Source organism: Microcella sp., assembly GCF_046293215.1.
In the GTDB taxonomy this organism is placed as follows: domain Bacteria; phylum Actinomycetota; class Actinomycetes; order Actinomycetales; family Microbacteriaceae; genus Microcella.
In genome coordinates, this window is sequence record NZ_JBKBPI010000007.1 from 15,151 (window position 1) to 40,192 (window position 25,042).

The 25,042-nt window shown below is 71.1% G+C and carries 21 protein-coding genes; 13 read left to right on the forward strand and 8 right to left on the reverse strand.

Annotated elements, in window-relative coordinates:
* Positions 1-5: 5 nt before the first annotated feature.
* Positions 6-890 (reverse strand): acyl-CoA thioesterase, encoded by an 885-nt coding sequence (locus ACK4SC_RS07585; protein WP_409616762.1) that lies wholly within the window; start codon positions 888-890, stop codon positions 6-8.
* A 20-nt stretch (positions 891-910) separates the two neighbouring features.
* Here ACK4SC_RS07585 and ACK4SC_RS07590 point away from each other — a divergent pair, with 20 nt between their 5' ends.
* A complete protein-coding gene (locus tag ACK4SC_RS07590) occupies positions 911-1,600 on the forward strand; it encodes a hypothetical protein (protein ID WP_409616764.1) in 690 nt (229 codons plus the stop codon).
* A 42-nt stretch (positions 1,601-1,642) separates the two neighbouring features.
* On the opposite strand, the gene ACK4SC_RS07595 is transcribed toward ACK4SC_RS07590, so the two are convergent.
* Positions 1,643-3,301, reverse strand: a complete 1,659-nt coding sequence (locus ACK4SC_RS07595; protein WP_409616765.1) for an FAD-binding dehydrogenase — start codon at positions 3,299-3,301, stop codon at positions 1,643-1,645.
* A gap of 260 nt (positions 3,302-3,561) precedes the next feature.
* On the opposite strand from ACK4SC_RS07595, the gene pdhA reads away from it, so the two are divergent.
* The 4 genes from pdhA to ACK4SC_RS07615 are packed head-to-tail and all read left to right on the forward strand — an operon-like array spanning position 3,562 to position 8,000.
* Positions 3,562-4,692: a pyruvate dehydrogenase (acetyl-transferring) E1 component subunit alpha gene (gene pdhA / locus ACK4SC_RS07600; protein WP_409616767.1), complete on the forward strand. Its 1,131-nt coding sequence runs from the start codon at positions 3,562-3,564 to the stop codon at positions 4,690-4,692.
* On the forward strand, positions 4,692-5,729 hold the full coding sequence (locus ACK4SC_RS07605; RefSeq protein WP_409616768.1) for an alpha-ketoacid dehydrogenase subunit beta: 1,038 nt from the start codon (positions 4,692-4,694) through the stop codon (positions 5,727-5,729). The genes pdhA and ACK4SC_RS07605 overlap by 1 nt, the downstream gene beginning before the upstream one ends.
* Positions 5,729-7,123, forward strand: a complete 1,395-nt coding sequence (locus ACK4SC_RS07610) for a dihydrolipoamide acetyltransferase family protein (RefSeq protein WP_409616770.1) — start codon at positions 5,729-5,731, stop codon at positions 7,121-7,123. Before ACK4SC_RS07605 ends, ACK4SC_RS07610 begins: the two co-directional genes overlap by 1 nt.
* Positions 7,124-7,127: 4 nt before the next feature.
* A complete protein-coding gene (locus ACK4SC_RS07615; protein WP_409616772.1) occupies positions 7,128-8,000 on the forward strand; it encodes a class I SAM-dependent methyltransferase in 873 nt (290 codons plus the stop codon).
* A 35-nt stretch (positions 8,001-8,035) separates the two neighbouring features.
* Here ACK4SC_RS07615 and ACK4SC_RS07620 read toward each other — a convergent pair whose 3' ends face one another.
* Positions 8,036-9,136 (reverse strand): NADH:flavin oxidoreductase/NADH oxidase, encoded by a 1,101-nt coding sequence (locus tag ACK4SC_RS07620; protein WP_409616774.1) that lies wholly within the window; start codon positions 9,134-9,136, stop codon positions 8,036-8,038.
* A 53-nt stretch (positions 9,137-9,189) separates the two neighbouring features.
* Between ACK4SC_RS07620 and ACK4SC_RS07625 the strand changes: the two genes are divergently transcribed.
* From ACK4SC_RS07625 to ACK4SC_RS07660, 8 genes are all read left to right on the forward strand, one after another.
* Positions 9,190-10,056 carry an NAD(P)H-hydrate dehydratase gene (locus ACK4SC_RS07625; protein WP_409616776.1) on the forward strand — a complete coding sequence of 289 codons (867 nt, stop codon included), beginning with the start codon at positions 9,190-9,192 and terminating at the stop codon, positions 10,054-10,056.
* Positions 10,002-11,375 (forward strand): glycosyltransferase 87 family protein, encoded by a 1,374-nt coding sequence (locus ACK4SC_RS07630; RefSeq protein WP_409616778.1) that lies wholly within the window; start codon positions 10,002-10,004, stop codon positions 11,373-11,375. Before ACK4SC_RS07625 ends, ACK4SC_RS07630 begins: the two co-directional genes overlap by 55 nt.
* A complete protein-coding gene (locus ACK4SC_RS07635) occupies positions 11,372-11,692 on the forward strand; it encodes an MTH1187 family thiamine-binding protein (RefSeq protein ID WP_096422141.1) in 321 nt (106 codons plus the stop codon). Before ACK4SC_RS07630 ends, ACK4SC_RS07635 begins: the two co-directional genes overlap by 4 nt.
* A 111-nt stretch (positions 11,693-11,803) precedes the next feature.
* Positions 11,804-12,490: a PadR family transcriptional regulator gene (locus ACK4SC_RS07640; protein ID WP_409616780.1), complete on the forward strand. Its 687-nt coding sequence runs from the start codon at positions 11,804-11,806 to the stop codon at positions 12,488-12,490.
* Entirely contained in the window at positions 12,487-13,227 is a 741-nt protein-coding gene (locus ACK4SC_RS07645) for an ABC transporter ATP-binding protein (RefSeq protein ID WP_409616782.1), read from the forward strand. Before ACK4SC_RS07640 ends, ACK4SC_RS07645 begins: the two co-directional genes overlap by 4 nt.
* The gene (locus ACK4SC_RS07650; protein WP_409616784.1) at positions 13,224-16,109 is read left to right on the forward strand and encodes an FtsX-like permease family protein; all 2,886 of its coding nucleotides are present in this window, start codon (positions 13,224-13,226) and stop codon (positions 16,107-16,109) included. The genes ACK4SC_RS07645 and ACK4SC_RS07650 overlap by 4 nt, the downstream gene beginning before the upstream one ends.
* Before the next feature lie 178 nt (positions 16,110-16,287).
* Complete coding sequence (locus ACK4SC_RS07655) at positions 16,288-17,841, forward strand: DUF222 domain-containing protein (protein ID WP_409616786.1); 1,554 nt, start codon at positions 16,288-16,290, stop codon at positions 17,839-17,841.
* A gap of 55 nt (positions 17,842-17,896) precedes the next feature.
* Positions 17,897-19,207 (forward strand): MFS transporter, encoded by a 1,311-nt coding sequence (locus ACK4SC_RS07660; RefSeq protein WP_409616936.1) that lies wholly within the window; start codon positions 17,897-17,899, stop codon positions 19,205-19,207.
* On the opposite strand, the gene ACK4SC_RS07665 is transcribed toward ACK4SC_RS07660, so the two are convergent.
* From ACK4SC_RS07665 to ACK4SC_RS07685, 5 genes are all read right to left on the reverse strand, one after another.
* Positions 19,204-19,878 (reverse strand): response regulator, encoded by a 675-nt coding sequence (locus tag ACK4SC_RS07665; RefSeq protein WP_409616788.1) that lies wholly within the window; start codon positions 19,876-19,878, stop codon positions 19,204-19,206. The genes ACK4SC_RS07660 and ACK4SC_RS07665 overlap by 4 nt on opposite strands.
* Before the next feature lie 39 nt (positions 19,879-19,917).
* Entirely contained in the window at positions 19,918-21,183 is a 1,266-nt protein-coding gene (locus tag ACK4SC_RS07670; protein WP_409616790.1) for a hypothetical protein, read from the reverse strand.
* Positions 21,180-22,337 carry a sensor histidine kinase gene (locus ACK4SC_RS07675; RefSeq protein ID WP_409616792.1) on the reverse strand — a complete coding sequence of 386 codons (1,158 nt, stop codon included), beginning with the start codon at positions 22,335-22,337 and terminating at the stop codon, positions 21,180-21,182. Before ACK4SC_RS07675 ends, ACK4SC_RS07670 begins: the two co-directional genes overlap by 4 nt.
* A gap of 77 nt (positions 22,338-22,414) precedes the next feature.
* Positions 22,415-23,614: a homoserine O-acetyltransferase gene (locus tag ACK4SC_RS07680; RefSeq protein ID WP_409616794.1), complete on the reverse strand. Its 1,200-nt coding sequence runs from the start codon at positions 23,612-23,614 to the stop codon at positions 22,415-22,417.
* A gap of 57 nt (positions 23,615-23,671) precedes the next feature.
* Positions 23,672-24,988, reverse strand: coding sequence for a bifunctional o-acetylhomoserine/o-acetylserine sulfhydrylase (locus tag ACK4SC_RS07685; RefSeq protein WP_409616796.1), 1,317 nt, complete (start codon positions 24,986-24,988; stop codon positions 23,672-23,674).
* Positions 24,989-25,042: the final 54 nt, after the last annotated feature.

Genomic DNA, 25,042 nt, shown 5'->3' on the forward strand with positions numbered 1-25,042 from the left:
GGCGGCTACGCCTGGCGCGGCACCCGCACCATGCCCTCCTGCGCCACGGACGCCACGAGCATCCCGTCGCGGGTGAAGATGCGGCCGGTCGACAGGCCGCGACCGCCGATGGCGTTCGGCGACTCTTGCACGTAGCAGAGCCAGTCGTCGACGCGCGCGAAGCGGTGCCACCACAGGGCATGGTCGAGGCTCGCCATCTTGAGCCCCGGCGTCGCCCACGAGTGGCCATGCGCGCGCAGGATCGGCTCGAGGATCGAGTAGTCGCTCGCATAGACGAGGGCTGCGCGGTGCAGGTCGGGGTCGTCGGGCAGCGGCGCCAGCGAGCGGAACCACACGGCCTGGTGCGGCACCTGGGCCCCCTCGACGCGGAAGTACACGGGCCCCGGCGCGTGCCGCAGATCGAAGGGCCGGGAGCTCGCCCAGAACTGCGCCGTCGGGTGGTCGATCGGCTCGAGCACCTCGGCGGCGCTCGGCAGCTCTTCCGGCTGCGGGAGCCCCTCGGGCATCTGCGCCTGGTGGTCGAGCCCCGGGTCATCGTCTTGGAACGACGCGATCATCGAGAAGATCGGCACGCCGTTCTGGTAGGCCTGGCTGCGCCTCGTCGAGAACGACCGGCCGTCGTGAATGCGGTCGACGCTGAACGTGATCGGCTGGGCGACGTCGCCCGGCCGCAGGAAGTACCCGTGCATCGAGTGCACGCTGCGGTCGGCCTCGACCGTCCGCATGGCGGCGAGCACCGACTGGGCGGCGACCTGGCCGCCGAACACCCGACCGTGCGGCATCCACTGGCTGGGGGCGGTGAAGATGTCTTCGCTCGTGCGCGCACCCGTCTCGCTGAGTGTGAGGGCGGCGAGCATGGAGGCTACGGGGTCGCGCTTGTCGTCGTTCATCGCCCCGTAGTCTAGAAGCGATGCCTGCCTCCGTGACCCTGGGAAGCGCCGCCGCGCTACGCGACCTCGGCACGCTCGCCGCCCGCGCCCTGCGCCTCGACGAGGCCGGCTCAATGCGCATCATCGCCGACTCGGGCGTGCTCGCCGCGTACGTCGCCGTCATCGCCCCGAAGGGCCTGCTCGACCGCAGCCCCACCGTGCTCGGGCTGCGCACGCTCGCCGCACCCGACGGCACGGTCGACGCGGTCGTTCCCTTGCGCTCCCTGCACACGCGAGTGGATGCGCGCCTCGCGGCCGTCACGGACGACGCGGCTCCCATCGACCTCGCCTTGCCGACGCCCGTGCACTCCGTGAGTTGGGCCGCAATTTCGCCGCCTCGGGGCGGCTGGCAGCGCATGGCGCCGGTCGCCGCCTCGACCCTGCGGCGGACGGCGTCGGAGGGGATCGCGGAGGTCGCAGCCGCGGTGCCCGACAACCCCGGTCAGGCGCTCGTTGACCGGGTGCGCTCCGAGGTGTGGGGTCGCTCCATCGGCGGCCACGACCACCTGCCGGCGGGCGCGGCGTTCGCGGCCGAGAGCCTGGGTTTTCTCGACGACGCGTCGGAGGGTTCCGATGACGAGCAGGTGCAGCAGTTTGCCTCGGGGGCCTGGCTGCGGCTCACGTCACGCCGTGGCCACGTGCTCGTGAAGCCCGTCGCCTGGAGCCTCTAGGCGACGCACCCCCATCGCGGCGCCTGCTCCCGCGCGCTCAGATCATCCGCGTGCGATCGCCCGCCCCGCCCGCAGCCCCGTGTGCAGGCAGCCGCCGAGGAAGGTGCCCTCGAGGGAGCGGTAGCCGTGCACGCCGCCGCCGCCGAACCCCGCGGCCTCGCCGACCGCATACAGCCCGCGGATCGGTGACCCGTCGGCGTCGAGCGCTCGGCAATCGAGGTCGGTCTGGATGCCGCCGAGGCTCTTGCGGGTGATGACGTGCAGACGCACGGCGATGAGCGGCCCATGCACCGGGTCGGTCAGTCGGTGGGGGCGAGCGACGCGGATCAGCTTGTCGCCGCGGTAGCGGCGCGCGCCGCGCACGGCGGTCAGCTGGGCGTCCTTTCCGAAGCCGTTGTCGAGCATCCGATCGCGCGAGGCGATTTCGTCGCGCACGCGGTCCGTATCGAGCGGCGCGTTCGGTTCGAGGGCGGCCATGCGTTCGACGAGTTCGTCGACGGAGTCGGCGACGATGAAATCCGCCCCCTGCCGTTTGAACGCCTCCACCGGCTCCGTCGCACCCTTCCCGAGGCGCTGGCGCAGCAGCTCGCGCACGCTCTTGCCCGTCAGGTCGGGGTTCTGCTCGCTGCCGCTCAGCGCGAACTCTTTTTCGATGATCGACTGGGTCGTGACGAACCAGCTGTGGTCGTACCCGGTGTTCCGCAGGTGCGCGAGCGTGCCGAGGGTGTCGAATCCGGGAAACAGGGGAGTCGGCAGTCGTCTGCCCGTCGCGTCGAGCCACAGGCTCGAGGGCCCCGGCAGAATCCGAATGCCGTGCCGCTGCCACACGGGCGCGTAGTTCTCGAGGCCTTCCACGTAGTGCCACATGCGGTCGCCGTTGACGAGTCGTGCGCCGGCCACCTCGGCGATGCCGAGCCCGCGCCCGTCGACGTGCTCCGGCACGCCGCTGAGCATGCGGGTTGGGGGAGTGCCGAGACGCTCGGGCCACGCGGCGCGCACGAGGTCGTGGTTGCCGCCGATGCCGCCTGAGGCAACCACGACCGCATCGGCCTGCAGGGCAAAGTCGCCGACCACGTCGCGATTCGACGGCGCCCCTCGCTCGGCGTCGTCGGGCGCGAGGATGCTACCGGTCACCCCGTGAACGCGCCCGTCGGTCACCGACAGCGCATCGACGCGGTGGCGGAAGAGCAGCGTGACGAGCCCCTCGTCGACGCCACGCCGCACGGTGCGGATGAACGGCTCGAGGATGCCCGGTCCCGTGCCCCACACGATGTGGAAGCGGGGCACCGAGTTGCCGTGGCGCGTCGCCGTGTCGCCGCCGCGCTCGGCCCAGCCGACGACCGGAAAAAGCCCAATGCCCTTGTCGCGCAGCCATGCGCGCTTCTCACCGGCAGCCCACGCGAGGTAGGCCTCCGCCCACGCGCGCGCGTGGTCATCTTCCGGCCGATCGAAGCCCGCCGTGCCCGCCCAGTCGGCGCGGGCCAACTCGAGCGAGTCGCGGATGCCCATCCGGCGCTGTTCGGGGCTGTCGACGAGGAACAGCCCGCCGAACGACCACCAGGCCTGCCCGCCGAAGGTCGCCTCCGGCTCCTGGTCGACAATCGTCACGCGTTTGCCGGCGTCAACCAGTTCGGCTGCCGCCACCAGGCCAGACAGGCCCGCGCCGATGATGATCGCGTCACTCCCGGGCGCCATTGCCATCGGGTCTCCTCACGTGTCGAGTCGTCTGCGACCAGTATGCCGACCGCGCGGGCGCCCGGCGCGCGCGACAGCAGCCGTCCGTTCGTGCCCGTATGAGCATCCACAGCTCGGCGTGCCCGGCTTGTCGCGGGCGCGCTTCGGGGATACCGTCGTAGGTAGCCTCGGGCACCGTCGCCCGGGTCAGTTTCCGCCACAAGTGGGAACTGTGAGCGTCACCGCGCACCGACACACCAGTCGCGAGCGGTGGATCGGAGGAGCCAATGCCGTCGTCCCTGTCCGAATCCCGCGAGTCGCAGCCGCGCGCATCCGCGCCGCACGACCGCCCGGTTCAGCTGCTCGACCCCTCCGGTCGCCGAGTTCCGCACGCTCCCTACGACGACTACGTCGCCGACGTCTCGGGCGACCAGCTCGCGAGCCTCTACGAAGACCTCGTGATCGTGCGTCGCCTCGACGTCGAGGCGACCGCGCTGCAACGCCAGGGCGAGCTGGGTCTCTGGCCGCCGCTGCTCGGCCAGGAGGCCGCCCAGGTCGGCTCGGCCCGGGTGCTGCGCCCCGACGACTTCGTGTTCTCGAGCTACCGCGAGAACGCCGTCGCCTACTGCCGCGGCGTGAAGCTCACCGAAATGCTCAACGTCTGGCGCGGCACCGCCCTCTCGGGCTGGAACCCCTACGAGGTCGGCATGGCGACCCCCGCCATCGTCATCGGCACGCAGGCCCTGCACGCCATGGGGTACGCCGTCGGGGCGAAGCTCGACGGTGAGGACTCGGTCGCGGTCGCCTACTTCGGCGACGGCGCCACCACGCAGGGCGACGTGAACGAGGCGATGGTGTTCGCCGCCTCCTTCCGCGCCCCCGTCATTTTCTTCTGCCAGAACAACCAGTGGGCGATCAGCGAGCCAGTGACCCTGCAGGCACAGCGGCCGATCGCCGACCGGGCACCCGGCTTCGGCATTCCCAGCGTGCGGGTCGACGGCAACGACGTGCTCGCCGTCATGGCCGTCATGCGCCGTGCCGTCGAGCAGGCCCGCGAGGGAGGCGGCCCGACGTTCATCGAGGCGATCACCTACCGCATGGGGCCCCACACCACCTCCGACGACCCGTCACGCTACGTTGACCCGCTCGAGCGCGAAGAGTGGGCGGGGCGCGACCCGCTCGCGCGCGTGGAGGCGCACCTGCGCGAAGCCGGCGTCCTCGATGACGCGCTTGCCGCATCCATCGCCCGTCGCGCCGACGAGGCGGCCGCCGAATTCCGAGCGGGATGCACGGAGCAGACCGATCCGCCACCGCTCGCCATGTTCGACCACGTGTACGCCGAGCCGCACCGCGGCATCGACGAGCAGCGCCGCCAGTTCGGCGAGTATCTCGACAGCTTCGAGGGGGGCGAGAGCTGATGGCCGAGATGACTCTGGCAAAAGCGCTCAACGCGTCGTTGCGGCGATCGCTCGCGCACGACGACCGGGTCCTCATCATGGGCGAAGACATCGGCACCCTCGGCGGCGTGTTTCGCGTCACCGATGGGCTCAAGAAGGAGTTCGGCGGCGACCGAGTCATGGATATGCCGCTCGCGGAATCCGGAATTCTCGGCATGGCCGTCGGGCTCGCGTTCAAGGGGTTCCGACCGGTCGTCGAGATTCAGTTCGACGGCTTCATCTACCCGGCGTTCGACCAGATCGTCACCCAGGTGGCGAAGCTGCACTACCGCACCCGCGGGAACGTGCGCATGCCCATCACGATTCGCGTGCCGTTCGGCGGCGGCATCGGAGCGGTCGAGCACCACTCCGAGAGCCCGGAGGCCTACTTCGCGCACACGGCGGGCCTCAGGGTCGTGACCTGCTCGACGCCGCAGGACGCGCACGCGATGCTGCAGCAGGCGATCCGGTGCGACGACCCCGTGCTGTTCTTCGAACCCAAGCGCCGCTACTGGACGAAGGGCGAGGTCGACGAAGACGCCATCGACCGCGACGACGTGCTGCCGATGGGCTCGGCCCGCGTCGTCGTGCCCGGGACGGACGTGACGCTCGTCACCTACGGTCCGCTCGTCGCCACCGCGATTGATGCCGCGGCGGCCGCGGCAGCGGGGTCGGGCGGCGGAGACGCCGACGCCGTCTCGATCGAGGTGATCGACCTGCGCTCGCTCGCCCCCGTCGACGTCGACACGGTCGTCGCCTCGGTCGCGAAGACCGGTCGGCTCGTCATCGCGCACGAGGCCCAGCGCACCGGCGGAATCGGCGCCGACCTTGCGGCCGAATTCACCGACCGCTGCTTCTACCACCTCGAAGCGGCCCCCCAGCGGGTCACCGGCTTCGACATTCCCTACCCGGCGTCGCGCCACGAAGAGCACTTCCTGCCCGACCTCGACCGCATCCTCGACGCGGTCGATCGCACGATGGGCAGACGGCCGGCCCTCTACGCGGGGGCGGTGCTCTGATGGCGACCCGCGAGTTCCGTTTGCCCGACCTCGGCGAGGGGCTCACCGAGTCCGAACTCGTCGAATGGCACGTCAGCGTCGGCGACACCGTGACCCTCAACCAGACGATCGCCGACGTCGAGACGGCGAAGGCGGTTGTGCAATTGCCGTCTCCGGTCGCCGGCGTCGTCACCGAACTGTGCGCTGAACCCGGCGAGACGGTGCAGGTCGGCACGCCGATCGTGCGCTTCGAGGTGGCCGGTGGCGACGCCGCACCCGCGTCGGTCCCCGACGCGCCCGCGGCGAGTGCGTCGTCCGCAGAACCCGCGGCAGCGGCTCCGGCCGAGCCCGAGCGCCAGTCGGTGCTCGTCGGCTACGGGCCCGCCGCGGCCTCCGGCAGGGCGCCGGCGCGGAAGGCGCGGAAGGGGGCGTTCCAGCCGGCGGCGGCGAGCATCCCCGCCGCCCCCGCGACCGTCGCGACCGCGACCGCGAACCCGTCAGCGACGGCGGCCGGCACCCGCACTCTCGCGACGCCTCCCGTGCGCAAGCTCGCGCACACCCTCGGCGTCGATCTCGCCCAGCTCGCCGGCTCCGGGCCGCACGGGCTCGTCACGCGCGACGATGTGCAGCACGCGGCGTCAGCACCGAGCGCGCCGAGCGCGCCGGGCGCGCCGGGGGCGGGCGATCGCGCGACCTCCGCCCCGGCACCGGGGCGGGCAGGCTTCCCGGCCGAGCGCCGCACGCCGATCAAGGGCGTGCGCAAGGCGACGGCGCAGGCCATGGTCGAGAGCGCCTTCACGGCGCCGCACGCGAGCGTGTTCCTCACGGTCGACGTCACTCGCACCATGAAGCTTGTGAAGCGGCTCACCGAGGTGGGCGACCGTGCCTCGCTGCTCGCCGTCATCTCGAAGGCGGTGTGTCTCGCGGCCGCCGCGCAGCCCGCGCTCAACTCCCACTGGGACGACGACGCCTCTGAGATCGTCGAGTGGGGTCACGTGAACCTCGGCATCGCGGTCGCCGCCCCGCGCGGGCTCATGGTTCCCGTCGTGCACGGCGCCCACGAGAAGACCGTCGCCGAGCTGACCGACGCCATCGCCGAGCTCGCGCGCACCGCCCGGGCCGGCGAACTCAGCCCGCAGCAGTTGAGCGGCGGCACGATCACGATCTCGAACGTCGGCGTGTTCGGCATTGACGCGGGAACCCCCATCCTCGTGCCGGGGCAGGCGGCGATCCTCGCGACCGGCGCCGTGCAACGCAGGCCATGGGAGCATCGCGGCCGCATCCGCCTGCGCGATGTCATGACCCTCAGCCTGTCCTTCGACCACCGGCTCGTGGACGGTGAGCAGGGTGCGCGCTTCCTCACCGACGTCGGGCGCACCCTGAGCGACCCGGCGACCGTGCTGGGGCGGGTGTAGTGCCGTGAACGCGGCAACCGCATCCCGCTCGTCGAGTTCCGCGGCGGGCGCCCCGCGCCGTAACCACTTCGACGCGCCGAGTGTTCCCGAGAACTACCACCGCTACCTCGACCCGGTGCTGTTCGAACCGTGGGCGCACCGGCTGGTGCGCCTCGCGCGTCTCACGCCGGGCGCGACGGTGCTCGACGTCGCCGCCGGAACGGGTGCCGCCTCGCGCGCGGCGGCCGCGTCCGTCGGCGAGTCCGGTCGCGTGATCGCGTGCGATTCGAGCGCCCGGATGCTCGACTACGCCATCGACGACGCCTCACCCGGGCGCGCCCCCATTGAGGCCCTGGTGGGCGACGCGACCGCGATCCAGTTGCCCGACGACAGCGTCGATGCGGTGCTCTGCCAGCAGGGCCTGCCGTTCATGGCCGACCGTCGGGCGGCCCTGGCCGAGTGCCGGAGGGTGCTCAAGCCCGGGGGAGTCCTGGTCGTCGCCGTCTGGGCCGAGGGCGAACGGCTTGACCCGTTCGACGCCTTCGCCGACGCGCTCACCGCCGACGCGGCCGCGGCAGGCACCCCGCGCACGATCTCGAACGCGGCGCTCACCATGTCGGTGGCCGACGTCGTCGACGCCCTCGTGGGCGCCGGGCTCGCCGAGGTGCGCGCGGCGCGCGAGTCACTGCCGGTGCGCTGGCCGAGCCTCGACGCCGAGCTGAACGGGCTGTTCGGCACCCCGTTCGGCCCCGTCGTCGACCGCTTCGACGACGACCGGCGTGCGGCGCTCATGCGCGCGCTGCGGCTCATGCTGACGAGCGGCGACGGCGCGACCGTCGACCATGTGACCACGTCGGTGCTGGGCCGGGCGGTGAAGCCGAGCCGAGCATCCGCCTGATCGGACGACGCCGACGTGCACCGCGTCCGTGCGCGCTACATTTTCGCGCGCACGTACTGCGGCGGCCAGAGGTCGGCACCCTCGGCGAACTCGACGCCGAGTTCGCGGGCGAATCGCAGCGGCGCGTGCGGGTCACGCATGAACTCGCGACCCATCATGATCGCGTCGGCCTTCCCCTCGCGCAGGATCTGCTCCGCCTGCGCGGCGGTCGTGATCATTCCGACGGCGTTCACCGGCACCTCGCCGTGCTCGCGAACGTGCGCCGCAAGGGGCACCTGGTAGCCGGGGCCGACGGTGATCGGCGCGCGCACGAGACCGCCCGAGGAGATGTCGAACAGGTCGGCGCCCGCCTCCAGCGCCCAGCGCGCGACCGTCGCGGTCTGGTCTTCGTCCCAGCCGCCCTCGGTGTAGTCGGTGGCGCTGAAGCGCACCAGCACCGGGGTGGAGGGAACTGCGGCGCGCACCGCCCGCACGATGTCGAGCAGGAAGCGCGCGCGGTTCTCGAGCGAGCCGCCGTACTCGTCGTCGCGCTCGTTCGACAGCGGCGACAGGAACTGGTGAATCAGATAACCGTGGGCGGCGTGAACCTCGACGAGGTCGAAGCCGGCCTCGACGCTGCGCCGTGCCGCGTCGGCAAACGCCTGAACGAGCTGCTGGATGCGCGTGGCCGACACCGCGGCGGGCGTCGCGTACCCCTCGAATGCGATCGCGCTCGGCGCCTCGGGAACCCAGCCGCCGTGCTCGATGGGCGCGGTGCCGCGGCCGCGGTGCCCGCCGCGCAGCTCACCCCACTCGGGGTAGACGCTCGCCTTGCGGCCCGCGTGCGCGAGCTGGATCGCCGCAGCCGAGCCCTGGCTGTGGATGAAGTCGGTGACCCGCTTCCACGCGGTCGCCTGCTCGTCGTTCCAGATGCCGGTGTCGTGCGGGCTGATGCGCCCCTCCGGCACGACGGCGGTCGCCTCAGCCATGACGAGTCCGGCGCCGCCGCGGGCGAACGACCCGAGGTGCACCAGGTGCCAGTCGGTCGGCACTCCGTCCTGCTGGGTCACCGAGTACTGGCAGAGGGGAGAGACCCACAGGCGATTGCGGAGGGTGAGCGAGCGGAGGGTCAGGGGGCTGAAGAGCAACGAGTCCACGCTTGAATCCAAGCCGAGGGTCGCCGTCCGTATTCCCACCGTAGGGTGGGCGCATGACGGGTGAGGCTGCAGCGTTCGGTCCGGGGGATGCCGCGACGTGCATCCGCGTGCCGGAGGCGTCAGACGACAAGTACACGCGCGGGGTGCTCGGGGTTGTCGCCGGATCCGATCGCTACCCGGGGGCGGCCGTGCTCGCCGTCGAGGCGGCGCTGCGCACCGGCCTCGGCATGGTGCGCTACCTCGGCCCGCGCCGCGCTGCCGACCTCGTGCTGGCCCGCCGGCCCGAGACGGTGACGGTGTTCGGTCGCGCGCAGGCGTGGCTCATCGGGTCGGGGCTCGACGACTCGGGTGAGACCGACCCGCTGGCCGACGACCGCGTCACCGCGGCGCTCGACGCGGGGGCCCCGCTGGTTCTTGACGCCGGAGCGTTGCCGCTCGCGCGTGACCCGCGCACCCGAGCCGTGCCTCGGGTGCTCACCCCGCACGCCGGTGAACTGGCACGCCTCACCGGTGTCGACCGGGCCGCGGTGACGGCCGACCCCGAGCGCGCCGTCCGCGACGCCGCCATCGCGCTCGACGCGGTCGTGCTGCTGAAGGGCGCGACGACCCGCATCGCGACTCCCGAGGGCCGGATGCTCGTGGTCGCGGAGGCAACGCCCTGGCTCGCCACCGCCGGTGCCGGCGATGCGCTCGCGGGAATCCTCGGCGCCCTCGTCGCCACCCACGCGCGCGAGCTCGCGCTCAGCGAGATCGCCCGCGGCGCCGACCACGACCGGCTCGCCGAACTCGCCGCCGCCGCGGCGGTTGTGCACGGCCGGGCAGCGCGCCGGGCCTCCGCCGGCGGGCCGCTGACGATCCTGGACGTGTGCGCGGCGGTTCCGAGCGTCATCCGGGGCGTGCTCGACGGGAGCGAGCGCTGAACCGCGAACGCCTCGTGGCGGTGGGCGCGCATCCCATCGCCCTGATCAGCGGCTTTGTGCTCGTGCATGCCTGGCTGGTCGCGGGAAACCTGCTGCTGCCGGGTCTGCCGCTCGGCGACGTGCAGCTCGTGTATCCGTTCTGGGCGGCGCTCGGTATCGCGGGCGAGGGCTGGGTCGGAATCGACACGGCCTGGGTCTACCCGTACCCGGCGCTGCTGCCCATGCTCGCGGTGTTTCCGTTCGGGCAGGGGGTGGCGGGGTCGCTCGCGTGGCTGTTGCTCATGTCGGCGCTCAACGCGATCGCCTTCGTGGCGCTCGCGGGGGTGCAGCGTGACGTGCGCCGCGTGGCTGCGGCCTGGTGGTGGCTCGCGTTTCTCGCCGTGCTCGGCCCGATCGCGCTCGGCCGCATCGACGCGGTGACGGCGGCGCTCGCGGTGACGGCGGTTGCGGTGCTCGCCGAGCATCCGCGTTGGGCGGGGGCGCTGATGGCCGCCGGAGCGTGGGTGAAGGTGTGGCCGGGGGCGCTGTTGCTCGCCGCCGTCGTCGCCGCGCGCCGCTGGGTCGATGTCACCCGCGGCTTCCTCGGCGTCAGCGTCGTCGTCGTTGGAGTGGGCGTGCTGCTCGGCGGAGGCTGGGCGCTCATTAGCCCGCTCACCGAGCAGACCGGCCGCGGGCTGCAGGTCGAGTCGCCGCTCGCCCTGCCGTGGATGTGGCTCGCGGGCCTGTCCGGAGGTGGCGCGGGCGTGCGCGGCGCGGGCACCGATCGGGCCGCCGTCATCGCCTACGACACCGACATTCTCACGTGGCAGGTGTCGGGGCCGGGCAGCGAGCTCGCGGCGGCGCTGGCGACGCCTCTGCTCGCGGTCGTTGTGCTTGGCGTACTCGGTCTCGGCCTCCTCGCGCGTCGACGCGGGGTGCCCGAGCAGTTGCTGCTCCCCGCGCTCACGCTCGCCCTCGTGGCCGCGCTCATCACCGTCAACAAGGTCGGATCTCCGCAGTTCGCCACCTGGCTCGCGGCGCCGATCGTGCTCGGCGTGCTCACACGCGCCGACGGTGGCGTGCGGTTTCGCGTGCCGGCGACGCTCGCGCTGCTCGCCGCGGCGCTCACCCAGGTCATCTACCCGGTCTCGTACGGCGCCGTTCTGAACGCCGACATCTGGATGCTCGTCGTGCTCACCGCCCGCAACCTCGCGTACGCGGCGCTGCTGCTGTGGGCGACCTGGATGCTCGTGGCATTCGCGCGGGGGAGGATGGGGGCGGACGGCGGGGCGCGCTCGGCGCCGGTCGCCGTCGCGGACGCGGAAGGAGCATCCCCATGATCGTCGCATTTTCGGTCGCCCCGTCGGGCGGCAGGGCCGGTTCGGAACCCGACTCGGTGCACGAGGCGGTGGCGGCCGCCGTGCGCATCGTGCGCGAGTCGGGGCTGCCGAACCGCACCTCGTCGATGTTCACCGAGATCGAGGGGGAGTGGGACGAGGTCATGGACGTCGTGCGCCGCGCCACCGAGGCTGTCGGCGAGTACGGCACGCGGGTCTCGCTCGTGCTGAAGGCCGACATTCGGCCGGGGCGCGTGGGTGAGTTGGACGGCAAGGTGGCGCGGCTGGAGGCGGCGCTGGAGGGTGGCGACACGCCGTAAAGGCCCTCCGTGTAAGAAATCCTCGCTACGGATACGCGGTATGCATATACTGCGTATGCACGCGATCGACCGCACGGTGCGGACGCAACCGCCTGCAGAAGGCGGGGGACCATGTCGGTCCGGCACAGCATCCTGGCGCTGCTCGATCAGGCGCCCAACTACGGCTACCAGCTGAAGGCCGAGTTCGAGCGCCGCACCGGCGGCTCATGGCCCGTCAACGTCGGGCAGGTCTACGCGACCCTCGACCGCCTCGAGCGCGACGGTCTCGTCGAGCAGACCGAGACGGATGCCGACGGTCACGTCTTCTACGCCATCACCGATTCGGGGCGGGCCGAGGCGCGCACCTGGTTGACGACGGCCGTGCCGCGCGCGACGACCACCCGTGACGAACTCGCGATCAAGCTGGCGCTCGCGGTGACGCTGCCCGGCATCGACGCCGAGGCGATCATTCACGCGCAGCGCTCGGCGACCCTCGCGACGCTGCAGACGCTGACCCGCAGCAAGATCGCGGGCGGCGACCCCGACACGATCGACGAGTTCTCGTGGCAACTCGTCGTCGACGCGCTGATCTTCCAGGCGGAGGCCGAGGTGCGCTGGCTCGACCACTCGGAGGCGCGCATCGCGCGGCTACGGGAGCGCGGGCTCAACGCGACCCCACCCACGGGCGCTCACGGCGCCCCCACCGACCCGCCGCGCCGGGGGCGACCCCTTTCGACGACCACCGTCGTCTCCGGCGCGGCGAACTCCGTCAACGCGGCCGAGCATCCCGATTCGCCGTCGACGGGGGGTGCGCGATGAACCGCCGCGAGCGACACGGAGCGACCGAGCTGCTGCGGCTCGAGGGCGTGTCGATGCACTACGGCTCGGGCGCGAACGCCGTATCCGCGCTGTCAGGCGTCGACCTGACGGTGAAGCGCGGCGAGCTGGTCGCCATCATGGGCGCCTCGGGATCGGGGAAGTCGACGCTGCTGACGATCGCCGGTGGGCTGGTGACTCCCACGAGCGGTGAGGTTGTCATCGACGGCCAGTACCTGAGCGACGCGTCGTCTGCGCAGCTGGCGGCGATCCGCCGTCGGGTGCTCGGCTTCGTTTTTCAGGACTTCAACCTGGTGCCGGCGCTCACCGCGATCGAGAACGTGCAGTTGCCGCTCGAGCTAGACGGATGGAAGCGGCACAAGGCCCGGCTCGCGGCCCTCGACGCGCTGCGCCTCGTCGACCTGGAGGACCGTGCCGACCACTTCCCCGACGACCTGTCGGGCGGGCAGCAGCAGCGCACGGCGATCGCGCGCGCGGTCGTCGGCGGCCGCTCGCTGATCCTCGCCGACGAGCCGACGGGAGCCCTCGACTCGCACACCGGTGAGCTGGTTCTGCGGATGCTGCGCTCGCGCATCGACGACGGCGCGGGCGGCATCCTGGTCACCCACGATGCCAGGCACGCCGCGTGGGCCGACCGCATCGTCTTCCTGAAGGACGGCCGCATCGTGAACGAGACGCGGCGGGATGACCCGTCGGCGCTGCTGGGGGCACGGGCGTGAGCGAGAAGCCCGCGCGCACCGCGCGTCCGCCCCTGCGGATCGCCCTGCGCCTTGCCGCCCGAAACGCGCGTCGCTCACTCGGGCGCAGCATCCTGATCGTCGCAATGATGGCGATTCCCGTCGCCGGCATGTCAGCGACGGCGGTCGTGGTGGCGAGCTCGAATCCGACGGACCGCGAGCTGGTTCGGCTTCATTTCGCGGATGCGACGGGCATCGCCGAGATCGTCACTTCGCCCGCGCAGGGCTTGACACAAGACCCTCGCGCGCCGATCGCGGGTGGCATTGGTGTGCCGGATCCCGCGAATTTTCCGGCTCCCGGTGGGGAGCGCGTTGACCCGAGGGATGTGATCGACGGGCGCATTATCCCGGTGAGCGCGGTCTACGGCGCCGTCAAGTCGGGCGATCGCATCCGTCAAGCCGAGGGGGTCGCTGGGGACGTATTCGTGCGTGAACTCGCCGGCCGATACGACATCCTCGAGGGCGCCGCGCCACGAGGCGATAGCGAGATCGCCGTCAGCGTCGCCCTAGCCGCGCAGCTGGGAATCGAGGTGGGCTCTAGCGTTTACGTACCGCCCAGTCAGGAACCCCTGATCGTAACGGGCATCGGCCGGGATTCGTTCGCGGACAATGACCGACCGATGTTCTTCGGGTCGGAAACCGCACTCGGGGTTCCCGAGGAGCTCGTTGCGGCACAATCCGGAACGCGCTTCTACATTCTCGACGCGAAGCTGAGTTGGAACGACGTCTTGGCGCTCAACGAGCAGGGCATTATCGCGACATCACCCGAGGTCATTCTCAGCGGCGGCCCCTATCCAGGCGCTCTTCCTCGCGATGTCTACGGCTCAGCGTACGGCTTGAACGGTTCATACCTCGCCCTGGGCGCACTCATCGGCGGTTTCCTGCTCGTTCAGGTGGTGTTGCTCGCCGGTGCCGCCTTCATGGTCGGTGCCCGCCAGCAACAGCGCGCGCTGGCGATCGTCGCCAGCGTTGGCGCCGAGAATCGCCTCTTGCGCTCGGTCGTGACCGCCAACGGTGTCGTGTTGGGGGCGATCGGCGCAACCGTTGGCCTCGGGCTTGGAATCGGTGCGGGCGCGGTCGTGATGCGGCTCACCCGCAACGGAAGCGCCCTGCAGTACCCCGGCTTTCACCTCGACCCGCTGATTCTGACCGCGGTCGTCGTCGCTGCCATTGGGGCTGGCTGGATCGCCGCGGCAATCCCGGCGCGGGTCGCGACGCGAATCGACATCGTTGCTGCGCTGCGGGGGGCGCGGCGACCCGCGCATGTCCGTCGCGGCGCCAGACGGCGGGCGCTCGCCGTTATGACCTTCGGTGGGGTGTCTTTGGTGATGGGGGGAGTGGGTCTCGTGGTGACCCGCACCCTCGACGAGTACCCAGCGGTCTTTGACGCGGTCTCCGTTGGTGCGATCGGACTCGGGGCTGTCGTGCTGCAGGTGGGCGTTCTCCTCGCTCTTCCGAGCCTTCTCCGGCTGCTCGCGAGAGTCACGACGTCGGCGAGAACCTCCGTTCGGCTCGCAACGCGTGACACGTCGCGCAATGCCGGGCGCACGGTTCCCGTCGCCGGCGCGGTGATGTCGACTGTTTTCGTCGCGTCCTTCGTGCTGACCGCGATCGGCGCCGTGCAGCAGGAGAACGAAGAGGGCTGGATCTGGACCACCCCGCCCAACTCGATCTCCGCAGCCGCTCGATCGGTGGATCAGGTGACAGGGGAGACCCGCGTTCGCGACGACTTGGCGGAGCTGTCAGCAGGTATCGCCACAATCGCGGGAGCGCCCGCCACGATCGTCAACGGTGTGGCCGAAATCCAGACGTGGGGTTATGACCCCGTCACGGGGGCTGCGCTGATCCCTCCTCCGGGAACGACCACGATCAGCGTTGCCGTGGATCCGGACCAGGTGTGTCCGCTGAACATGCTAGGGGCCGGGCCCGATGACGGCGAGACATACGAAGCATGGTGGGGCCGCGCTGCGGGGGATCCGCGGTGCGTCGACTACCGCGAGCAGGGAAACGCCCTCAACAGTGGTTACGACGTCGCAGACCCGATCAGGGTGGGCGATGTCGCGACGCTCGAGTCGGCTTTGGGTGCATCGCTGTCTGCGGCGGCGGTCGACGCGCTCGAGGCAGGTCGGGCGGTCGCTTTGCGGTCTGAATATGTTCGAGAGGGCTTTGCGACGATCGAGTGGTACGACGGTCAGGTCGTCGCGGCGCGAGGGCTGTGGGACAGCGGGGATGCGATCGTGCAGTCGAAGAACATTCCGGCGGTGGTGGAGACACTCGACATTGCGATCCCGGGTGCGCTCCTGATGTCGCACCAGGCCGCGGAACAGCTCGGGCTAGAACCGACTCCTGGCATGGTGATCGCGCACCCGACATTCACGGTCGGGCAGGCGCAGCAGGATGCGCTTCTCGAGCTCTCACAGCAGCTGTCGGGTGACCCCTGGGCGGCGCGCGCGTTCGCGCAGACAGGCCCGCAAGACATCGTCGGCCCGACGGCGCTGATCCTGGTGAGCGCCACGGCCGCCATCGCGCTGGCCGCCTCCGCGATTGCACTCGGCCTCGCCCGCATCGACGGGCGTCGCGACGAGGCCATTCTCGGGGCCGTGGGGGCGACGCGTCGCTTGCGCCGAGCATCCGGGTTCTGGCAGGCGCTGTTGCTCGCCGGCCTCGGATCTCTCGTCGGCACCGCCCTCGGCGTACTCGGAGCGGGGGCGCTCGCGCTCCCCGGCGGGCCCCTGCCGTTCGCGCCGCCGCTGGTGCCGCTCGCGATCATCGGTTTCGCCGTGCCGCTCGTGATCGCTGGCGGGGCGTGGCTGTTCGCCGGGCGCGGGGCGCCGCTACCGACCGACCGCAGCGCGATCGCGTAGGGGGGTCGCGCGGGCGCGCTGTGAGGTGCGCGGTGCGCGGCGTCTCGGGCGCACTACGTGCGGCAAGTGGCGCCGGAAAGCGCGTGCGTAATGGTGTTCGCGCCGGGTTATCCCCAGCCCGCTCGCTCGTGCCCGCCATCGTTCACCGAATGTCGGTGGTCGCTGGTTCACTTCACTCATGGACGCCCCCACCGCCACCCCGAATCTCGACCGCCACGCCGTGGTCGACCGGTTCGGGGTCGCGGTGCCCGTCGCCGATCCCGACGGCGAGCGCGAGCAGCAACTGCTCGATGATCTGATCGAGTTGCAGGCACGCGAGGCGCTCATCGAGGCGCGGCGCGCGCGCACGATCGAGCAACTGCGGGCGCTCACCGAGCGCCGCATTGTCGCAACGGCCGCTGCGCGTTCCGCGGCGTCCGGCGACAATTCTGCGGATGCACGCGGCGGCGCCACCTGGACGCCCCGCTTCACCGCCCGCCGCGAACTCGCCACCGAGCTGGCCACGCTGCTGCGCGAGTCGGAGCGCACCGCCGAAACCCGTATCGCGCACGCCGAGTTGCTCGGAGCCCACCTGTCGGAGACGGCCGACGCCCTCGAGCGCGCAGTCATCACGCCGCGTCATGCTCAGTTGATCATCGACCGAGCGTGCGACCTACCCGCCGAGACGCGGGCCGAGTTTGAGCGGCTGGCGCTCTCCGCGGCCGAGCGCATGGGCGTCGGCCCATTCGCGCGACGGCTGCGTCGGCTTCGCGAACTGATGCACCCCGAACCGATCGAGCAGCGGGCCGAGACGGCCAGCGCCGAACGGTGGGTGGCGGTCGAGCCCGCTGCCGACGCGATGGCTTACCTCACCGCCTACCTGCCGGCCATCGACGCGGTGGCGATCCACAACCGGGTGAACGCCATCGCGCGCAACCTCGCAGGGGACGGCGAGACGCGCACCGCGGCCCAGCGCCGTACCGACGTCTTCACGGCACTCCTCGTCGCAGGAGAGGTGCCGGGCGGGGCGTGTGAGACCGCAGGGCGAGGGAGCGACGAAACAGCACACCGCGCCGGTGCCGCTCCAGCACACACGCCGCTCGGTCACGGCATCCGGCCCCGCGTCTCGATCACCGTCCCCGCTCTAACCTTGCTCGCGCGGGCGGGAGCCGACGTAGCCGCCGACGCCCGGGCGGCGCACCTGGAAGGCTACGGTCCTATAGACGACGAGACGGCTGCGCGGTGGGCGGCTCGAGCACCGAGCTTCCGGCGCATCCTCACCGACCCCCACACCGGCGCCGTGCTCAGCGTCGGCCGCGAACGCTACACCGTGCCCGCTGACCTGGCCGCCGCCCTCCGGGTGCGTGACGACACGTGCCGGTTTCCCGGCTGCGTGCGGGCCGCGAACTCCTGCGAACTCGACCACACCGTCGATTGGGCTCACGGGGGCGCGACCTCCGCCGACAACCTCGCCCACCTGTGTCGGTCACACCACCAGCTGAAACACCGCACATCGTGGGGCGTGCGGCACCTCGGGGCGGGGCGCCTGGAATGGACGTCGCCGCGCCGCCGCGTGCACGTTAGCGAGCCGCCCGGATTCGGCGACCCACCGCGCGTGCGAAGTACTGCTGCGGCTGCGGCCGAGGCCAGACCGGTGCGCTCGCGTGAACGCCGCGATGACGGCAGTCCGCCTCCACGACCGCGCCGACGATTTGGTCCGAGAGCGCCGCTCCCCGACGAACCGCCGTTCTGAGGCTCCGCGGAGGAGCACCTCACTCGAATCGATTCGATAGGCTGAACAGGTGACAATGCCTTCCGTGCCGACCGGATCCGTGCCGACCGGATTCGGTCCGGCCGAGTCCGTGCCGACTGTGCCCGCGCCGACGGACGCCGCAATCCACCGAACTCCCACCCTCTCGCGCCGCCGCACGATCGCCGCCCTCCTCGCCCTCGCCCTCGGCGGCTTCGGCATCGGCGCCACCGAGTTCGCCGCCATGGGCCTGTTGCCCGACATCGCCGCAGACCTCGTGCCGGGCCTGCTCGCCACCGACCCCGACGCGGCCATCGGGCTCACGGGCTGGGTCATCACCGCCTACGCGCTCGGCGTCGTCGTCGGAGCCCCGACGATCGCCGCGATCGCCGGCCGCTTCCCGCGCCGCGGCCTGCTTATCGCCCTCGCGGTCGCCTTCACGCTCGCGACCCTCGCCACCGCGGCGCTGCCCACCATCGAAGGGGTCATCGCCGCCCGATTCATCGCGGGGCTCCCGCACGGCGCCTACTTCGGCGTCGCCGCCCTCGTTGCCGCCGAACTCATGGGCCCGGGAAAGCGCGGCCAGGGCGTCGCCCTCGTCCTCGCCGGCCTCACCGTCTCTACCGTCATCGGCGTGCCCATCATCACGGCGGTCGGCCAGGCCGCCGGCTGGCGCGCCGCCTACCTGCTTGTCGCCGCCGTGTTTGCCGCCACGATCCTCGCCGTACGCATCCTCGTGCCAGTCGTCGCGGGCGACCCGAACTCGACGATCCGGCGGGAGCTCGCCGCGTTCGCGCGCCCCCAGGTGTGGATCGCCGTCTCCGTCGGCGCGATCGGCTTCGGCGGCTTCTTCGCCGTCTACAGCTACATCGCTCCGCTCGCGACCGAGGAGGCGGGTTTCTCTTCGGGCGCCGTGCCGTGGCTCCTCGCGAGCACCGGCGTCGGCATGACCCTCGGCAACCTCCTCGGCGGGCGCCTCGCCGACGGCGGCACCACGCGCGCCGTCTTCATCGCCTTCGCCGGCCTCGCCGCCGCGCTCACCCTCACCGGGCTCGCCGGCGGCACACCGGTCGGCGCCGCCATCGGCACCTTCGCCGTCGGCTTCACCGCCGCCGCCCTGTCACCGATCATCCAAACGCGACTCATGGATGTCGCCGGCGACTCCCAAACGCTCGCCGCCGCCCTCAACCACTCGGCGCTGAACCTGGGCAACGCGCTCGGCGCCTTTCTCGGCGGGCTGGTCGTCGCCGCAGGACTCGGCTATCTCGCCCCCGCCTGGGTCGGGCTTGTGCTCGCGGTCATCGGCGTCGGGTTCGCCGTGCTGAGCGTGCTCGTTGCCCGCCGCGAGAGCAGGACCCGTAGCGCCTAGACCGGGCTCGCCCCCGTGGGGGTGTCGACGAGGATCCCATCGTTGATGGCCTGCTTGCGCAGCGCCACCTTCGTGCCGACGTCGATCCCGGCGATGCGGTACTTCTCGCGGATGCGCTTCAGGTAGCTCTTCGCGGTCTCCTCCGAGATGCCGAGCTGGTACGCCACCGACTTCACGGGCTCGCCCGCGCCGTACAGCGCCATGACGCGTCGTTCCTGCGCGCTCAGGCGCGGCGAACCGCCGCCCTCGCTCGCGTGCAGTGCCATGTCGAGCTCTGCCGAGATGAACGACTCGCCCTGGCGAGCGGCGCGGATCGCCTCCACGATCATCCCCGCGTCTTCGCTCTTCACGAGGTAACCGAGTGCTCCCGCGTTGAGCGCCTCGCGCACGACGTTCGGCTCCGAGTAGGTGCTCATGAGCACGACCCGCACGCCGGTCGACTTCAGCGTCTGAATCTTCAGCGAAACGGGGATGTTGTCTTTCAGGTCAAGGTCGAGCAGGACGACGTCGACGGGAAACTCGGGGTGGGCGAGCAGTTCGGGCCAGCTCGCCACGGCCGCAACCATGTCGATGTCGTCGGCGGCCTGGCGGATCCACTCCGTCAGCGCGCCCAGAAGCATGCGGTGGTCGTCGACAATCGCTAGTCGGATCGACGGATTCGCTGATGCCATGCGGTGCCCCTCCACAGGTATTTCGGTGCCGCCGCGCGGTCAGGAGGGCCGGGCGGCGTCAGCCGGGTTTTCGACCACGCAGTCCACCTCAATGTGAAGCGAGCCCTGGGCCGTGGTGTCACTGTAACGCCCCACGCGGTCGAGGGCCTCCCACACACCGGGGTCGACACGATTCCGTTTCATGCCTGATACGCGCACCACGATGGGCACCATGGTCTGGTCGCCGCCGGCCGATACCGCGCCGCCGGAAATCGGGCCGAGTTCGACGTCGATCGTCCGCGCCGGAGCGACCCCCGCCGGGTCGGTCGACAACAGCCACAGGGCGGCCAGTAGGGCGTCGCGCTGAACGTCGTCCAGCAGTCCCGCAAGCGCGCCCGGATCACTCACGGAGACGTAGCGACCGAGGTGATCGGATTCGGTGACGGCGTGGAACAGCCACGTTTCTCGCCGTCCCTGCACGAGGTGTAGGCGCAGTTCTGTCGCCAGCGACGACGCGCGCGACGCGAGCGATGGCGGAAGCGGCAGGGGCGCATCCCCCGTGGCGACCGCGTCGAGCAGTTCCTCCGCGTCGTAGTCGAGCCGAGCGAGTTCCTCGCTGGCGAGCATGCCCACGGCGAGCCGCGGTGCCGTGACCGTCGACTGCACGAGCACGCGGTCGAGCTCGCGCCGCAGGATGCGTTCGAACCCGGCAACGAGCAGCACGCCGATGATCCCGGGGGAGACCGCGAGGGCGACCGCCGTGACCTGGTACGGGATCGTCACGGGGGTGAGCGGCGTCGTCATGACGATGGCCACGACAAAGGCGATGCCGAGCAGGGTCGTGGCGACGAGAACCTCCCAGCGCGAGCGCAACGTCACGATCACCAACAGGACGAAGCCGGCAGAAATGGATGCGCTGGCATTGCGCCCCACGTCATTGAAGGGCGCAATCGCCACGAAATCCAGCCAGACCACGGCGGCGAGGGCAACGAGGAAGAACGCGTACAGCCAGTCGGGTAGCCGCTCGCCCGTCGCCGAGATGGTGACGATGATGCCCAGGAAGGTGACGAGCAGCAGCGTCCAGGCGGATACGGCCGGCAGAAGGCTCGCGTAGGTGTCCGCCCGGGCGAGGAAGATGCCGAGCCCCAGCATTGACTGCAGGGCCGCCACGATCGCGATGCCGATTCCGAGGAAGCCGCTGCCGAGCGCCGACGCGTGCGTCGACGTGGGCGAGCCGCGGCGAGTCGACGACCGCGCTCCCGCCGGCCGGATGCGCGCGCCCAGCGTGCGCTCGTCGGGGACCGACGCCGCGTGCTTGCCGCTCATCGGGGCACCTCGAGAATGACCGTCGTCCCCGCCCCGGGGGTCGAGAACAGGCGAGCGTTGCCGCCCACGTCGCGCAACCGCGCGACGACCGATTCGGCAACGCCGAGGCGGCCAGCCTCGACCTCGTCCGGTGCGAATCCGACGCCCGCGTCGGTCACAACCGCCCGCAGGGTGTCGTCGCTTTCGGTGATGGTGACGTCGGCGTCGGTGACACCGGCGTGCCGGCGCACGTTTTCGAGACACTCGGCGAGGGCGAACAGGAAGGCGTCGAGCACGTCGCTGCGCAACAACACCTGCCCTGTGCCGTGCCAGCGCACTTCGAGCCCCATGCGCAAGAACCGCTGCTTCACGCTTTCGAGCGTCGTGCCGAGCGTGGACTCAGAGACCGGTTCGAGGTTGTATGTGCCCGAGAATCGGGGCATCGGCGTCGACCCGAGCCGCAGTTGGCGCAGCAGTCGAGCGTCTTCGGTTGCCTGCTGGCGCAGGGCTTCGGCGCTGACCCCGACGCCGGAGTGAGCGAGTAGCGTCAGCGTGGCGAGCACGGTGTCGTGCAGCAGTCGAGCGCTCTGGCGGCGCTGCGCTTCCATCTCGCTCGCCTGGCGCTCGACCTGGTGCGCGCGGCCGATTCCGTCGATGCGGCCGATGGAGCGTTGCACTCCCACCGTGACCCAAATGCCGATGATCATGGTGATCGTCCAGCCGGCGAGGGTAGCGATCGCCGCGGTCGAAAACAGCCCCATCGTCGGGCCGGCGAGCGAGACGAGCAGGGCGGAACCGAGGGTGCCGCCCGCCCACAGCAGCCACCGCGGCTGGCTGTCGCTCAACACGATGCCGACGGCACCGATCCCGACCGCTCCGAGCGGAGCGAGCGCGATCGGCAACGAGATCGAGGTGTTCGTGCCGAAGGGCAACTGAGCGACGGCAAGCGCCGCGAGTCCGAGCACGATTGTGAGCGCGGGCCAGCCGATGTGCTCGCTGCGCCCGACCATGATGAGCGCCCCGGCCTGACCGGTCAGCAGGATGAGCACGGAAGGCAGCAGATCGGGGTCGACGATGCCGGGCAGAGACAGGCAAAACGCCGACACGGCGAGCCCAGCGAGACCAATCGCCCGCGCGGCCCGCTGCAGCAGACTGCGACGTTCGCGCTCGATCACAGGCTCAGTCTGTCACCTAGAACGCTCTGCGCACGTGCGCCGACACGCGCACCGCGACCGCGGGCTCGCGCTTGCGCTCACGTCGCCAGCAGAGCGGCCAGGTGCGCGCCGACGAGGTCATCTTCGATCAGGAAGGCGTCGTGGCCGAAGGGGGAGGAGATCACCACCGCCTCCGCGCCGTGGATCGTGGTCGGCAGCCGCGCCGCGATCGCCTGCTGCTGCTCGACCGGGAAGAGCCGGTCGGTGTCGATTCCGAGCACCAGGGCGCGCGCCGTGACCGCCCCGAGAACCTCATCGAGCGACCCGCGTCCGCGCGTGATGTCGTGCGAGTTCATCGCTTCCACGAGCGTGATGTAGCTGTTGGCGTCGAAGCGCCGGGTGAACTTGTTGCCGTGGAAGTCGAGGTAGCTCTCGACGGCGAACCGCCCGCCGTGTCCGAGCGGGTCGAGGGCGCCCTGCCAGGAGCGCTCGAAGCGCTCATTGAGCTCGTCGGGCGAGCGGTAGTTCAGCAGCGCCATGCGGCGAGCGAGGGCGAGCCCGCGGTACGGCCCCTCCTCCTCGTCGTAGTAGGCGCCGTTGCGGAAGGTCGGGTCCATGCGAATCGCCTCGATCTGCACCGAATTCAGCGCGATCTGGTCGGCGTTCGAGATGGCGGGAGCGGCCAGGATGGCGACGCGCTCGAGACGATCGGGCGAACCGACCGCCCACTCGATCGCGTGCATCCCCCCCATGGAGCCGCCGATCACGGCGGCGAAGCGCTCGATGCCGAGCCGGTCGGCCAGCAGGCGCTGCGCCTGAACCTGGTCGCGGATCGTCAGATACGGAAACCGCGACCCCCACTCAGCGCCGTCGGGGGCGAACGAGGCGGGCCCCGTCGATCCCTGGCAACCGCCGAGCATGTTGGGTGCGACGACGAAGTAGCGGTCGGTGTCGATCGCGAGCCCCGGCCCCACGATGCCGCCCCACCACCCGGCGGTCGGATGCCCGGGCCCCGGCCGGCCGACGACGTGGCTGTCTCCGGTCAGCGCGTGCACGATCAGCACGGCGTTGGAGGCGTCAGCGTTCAGCTCGCCCCACGTCTCATAGGCCAAGCGGGTGACCGGGAGCGTCTCTCCGGACTCGAGAGGCAGCGCGCCGAGGGAGGCGAACTGGCGGTTGCCTGGAGGGTCGCCTTCGCGCCACGCGCCCGTGCTGGGGGGAGTTCCGCGCAGGGCGCGGCGGTTCGCCTCGGTGATGAACGCCGAGGGAACGGTGTCTTCGCTGGTCTGCCAGTCCATCAGGGCCATTCTGGTGCACGCACGGCATCGCGCCGTGCGTGCACCAGCGGCACCGCGCTAGGCGCTGGCGGTCTTCGCGGCCGCGAAGCCGCGCTCGAGGTCGGCGATGATGTCGTCGAGGTTCTCGAGGCCGACCGACAGCCGCACGAGGCCGGGCGTGACCCCGGCGGTCAGCTGCTGCTCGGCGGTCAGCTGCGAGTGCGTCGTCGAGGCGGGGTGAATGATGAGGCTGCGCACGTCGCCGATGTTCGCGACGTGACTGAACAGCTGCACGCTATCGACCAGCGCCCGGCCGGCGTCGACGCCGCCCTTCAACTCGAACGACAGCACGGCACCCACGCCCTTCGGGGCGTACTTCTGACCCGCAGCGTGCCACGCGCTCGACTCGAGCCCGGCGTAGTCGACGTGGGCGACATCGGGGTGCGCCTCGAGCCAGCGGGCCACGGCGAGTGCGTTCTGCACGTGCCGCTCGATGCGCAGGCTCAGCGTCTCGATGCCCTGGATGAGTTGCCACGCGTTGTCGGGGGAGATCGCCGACCCAATGTCGCGCAGCAGCTGCACGCGGGCCTTGATGATGTACGCGATGCCGTCGCCGAGCACGCCGGTGTAGCTCGCGCCGTGGTACGAGGGGTCGGGCTCGGTGAGGCCGGGGAACTTGTCAACGTGCTGCGACCACGGGAAGCTGCCGCCATCGACGATCACGCCGCCGAGAACCGTGCCGTGCCCGCCGAGGAACTTGGTCGCCGAGTGCACCACGACGTCGGCGCCGTGCGTGAGCGGCTGGATCAGGTAGGGCGTGGCAATCGTGTTGTCGACGATGAGCGGCAGACCGGCGTCGTGGGCGACCCCCGCGACCTTCTCGATGTCGAGGATGTTGACCTTCGGGTTGCCAACCGTCTCTCCGAACAGCAGTTTCGTGTTCGGGCGAATCGCGGCCCGCCACGCGTCGGCGTCGTCCTGGTCCTCGACGAAGGTGACCTCGATGCCGAGCTTCGCCAGCGTGTACTTGAACAGGTTGTAGGTGCCGCCGTAGATGGTGGAGGAGGCGACGATGTGGTCTCCGGCGTTCGCGATGTTCAGCACCGCGTAGGTGGTTGCCGACTGCCCGGACGACAAGAGCAGGGCGGCGGTGCCACCCTCGAGTGCTGCGACCCGCTGCTCGACGACATCCTGCGTCGGGTTCTGGATGCGCGTGTAAATGTTGCCGAATTCGGCGAGCGCGAAGAGGTTCTTCGCGTGCGCGGAGTCGTTGAAGGTGTACGCCGTCGTGCGGTACACGGGGGTGGCCCGGGCGTTGGTGACCGGGTCGGGCTGCGATCCAGCGTGGATTTGCAGCGTCTCAAAGCGCCAGTCGGCGGTGGGGTTCTCGCTCATGGTGGGTCCTTCCCTGTCGCGGTGAGCCCACGCTAGGGGGCCGCACGGGTGGCG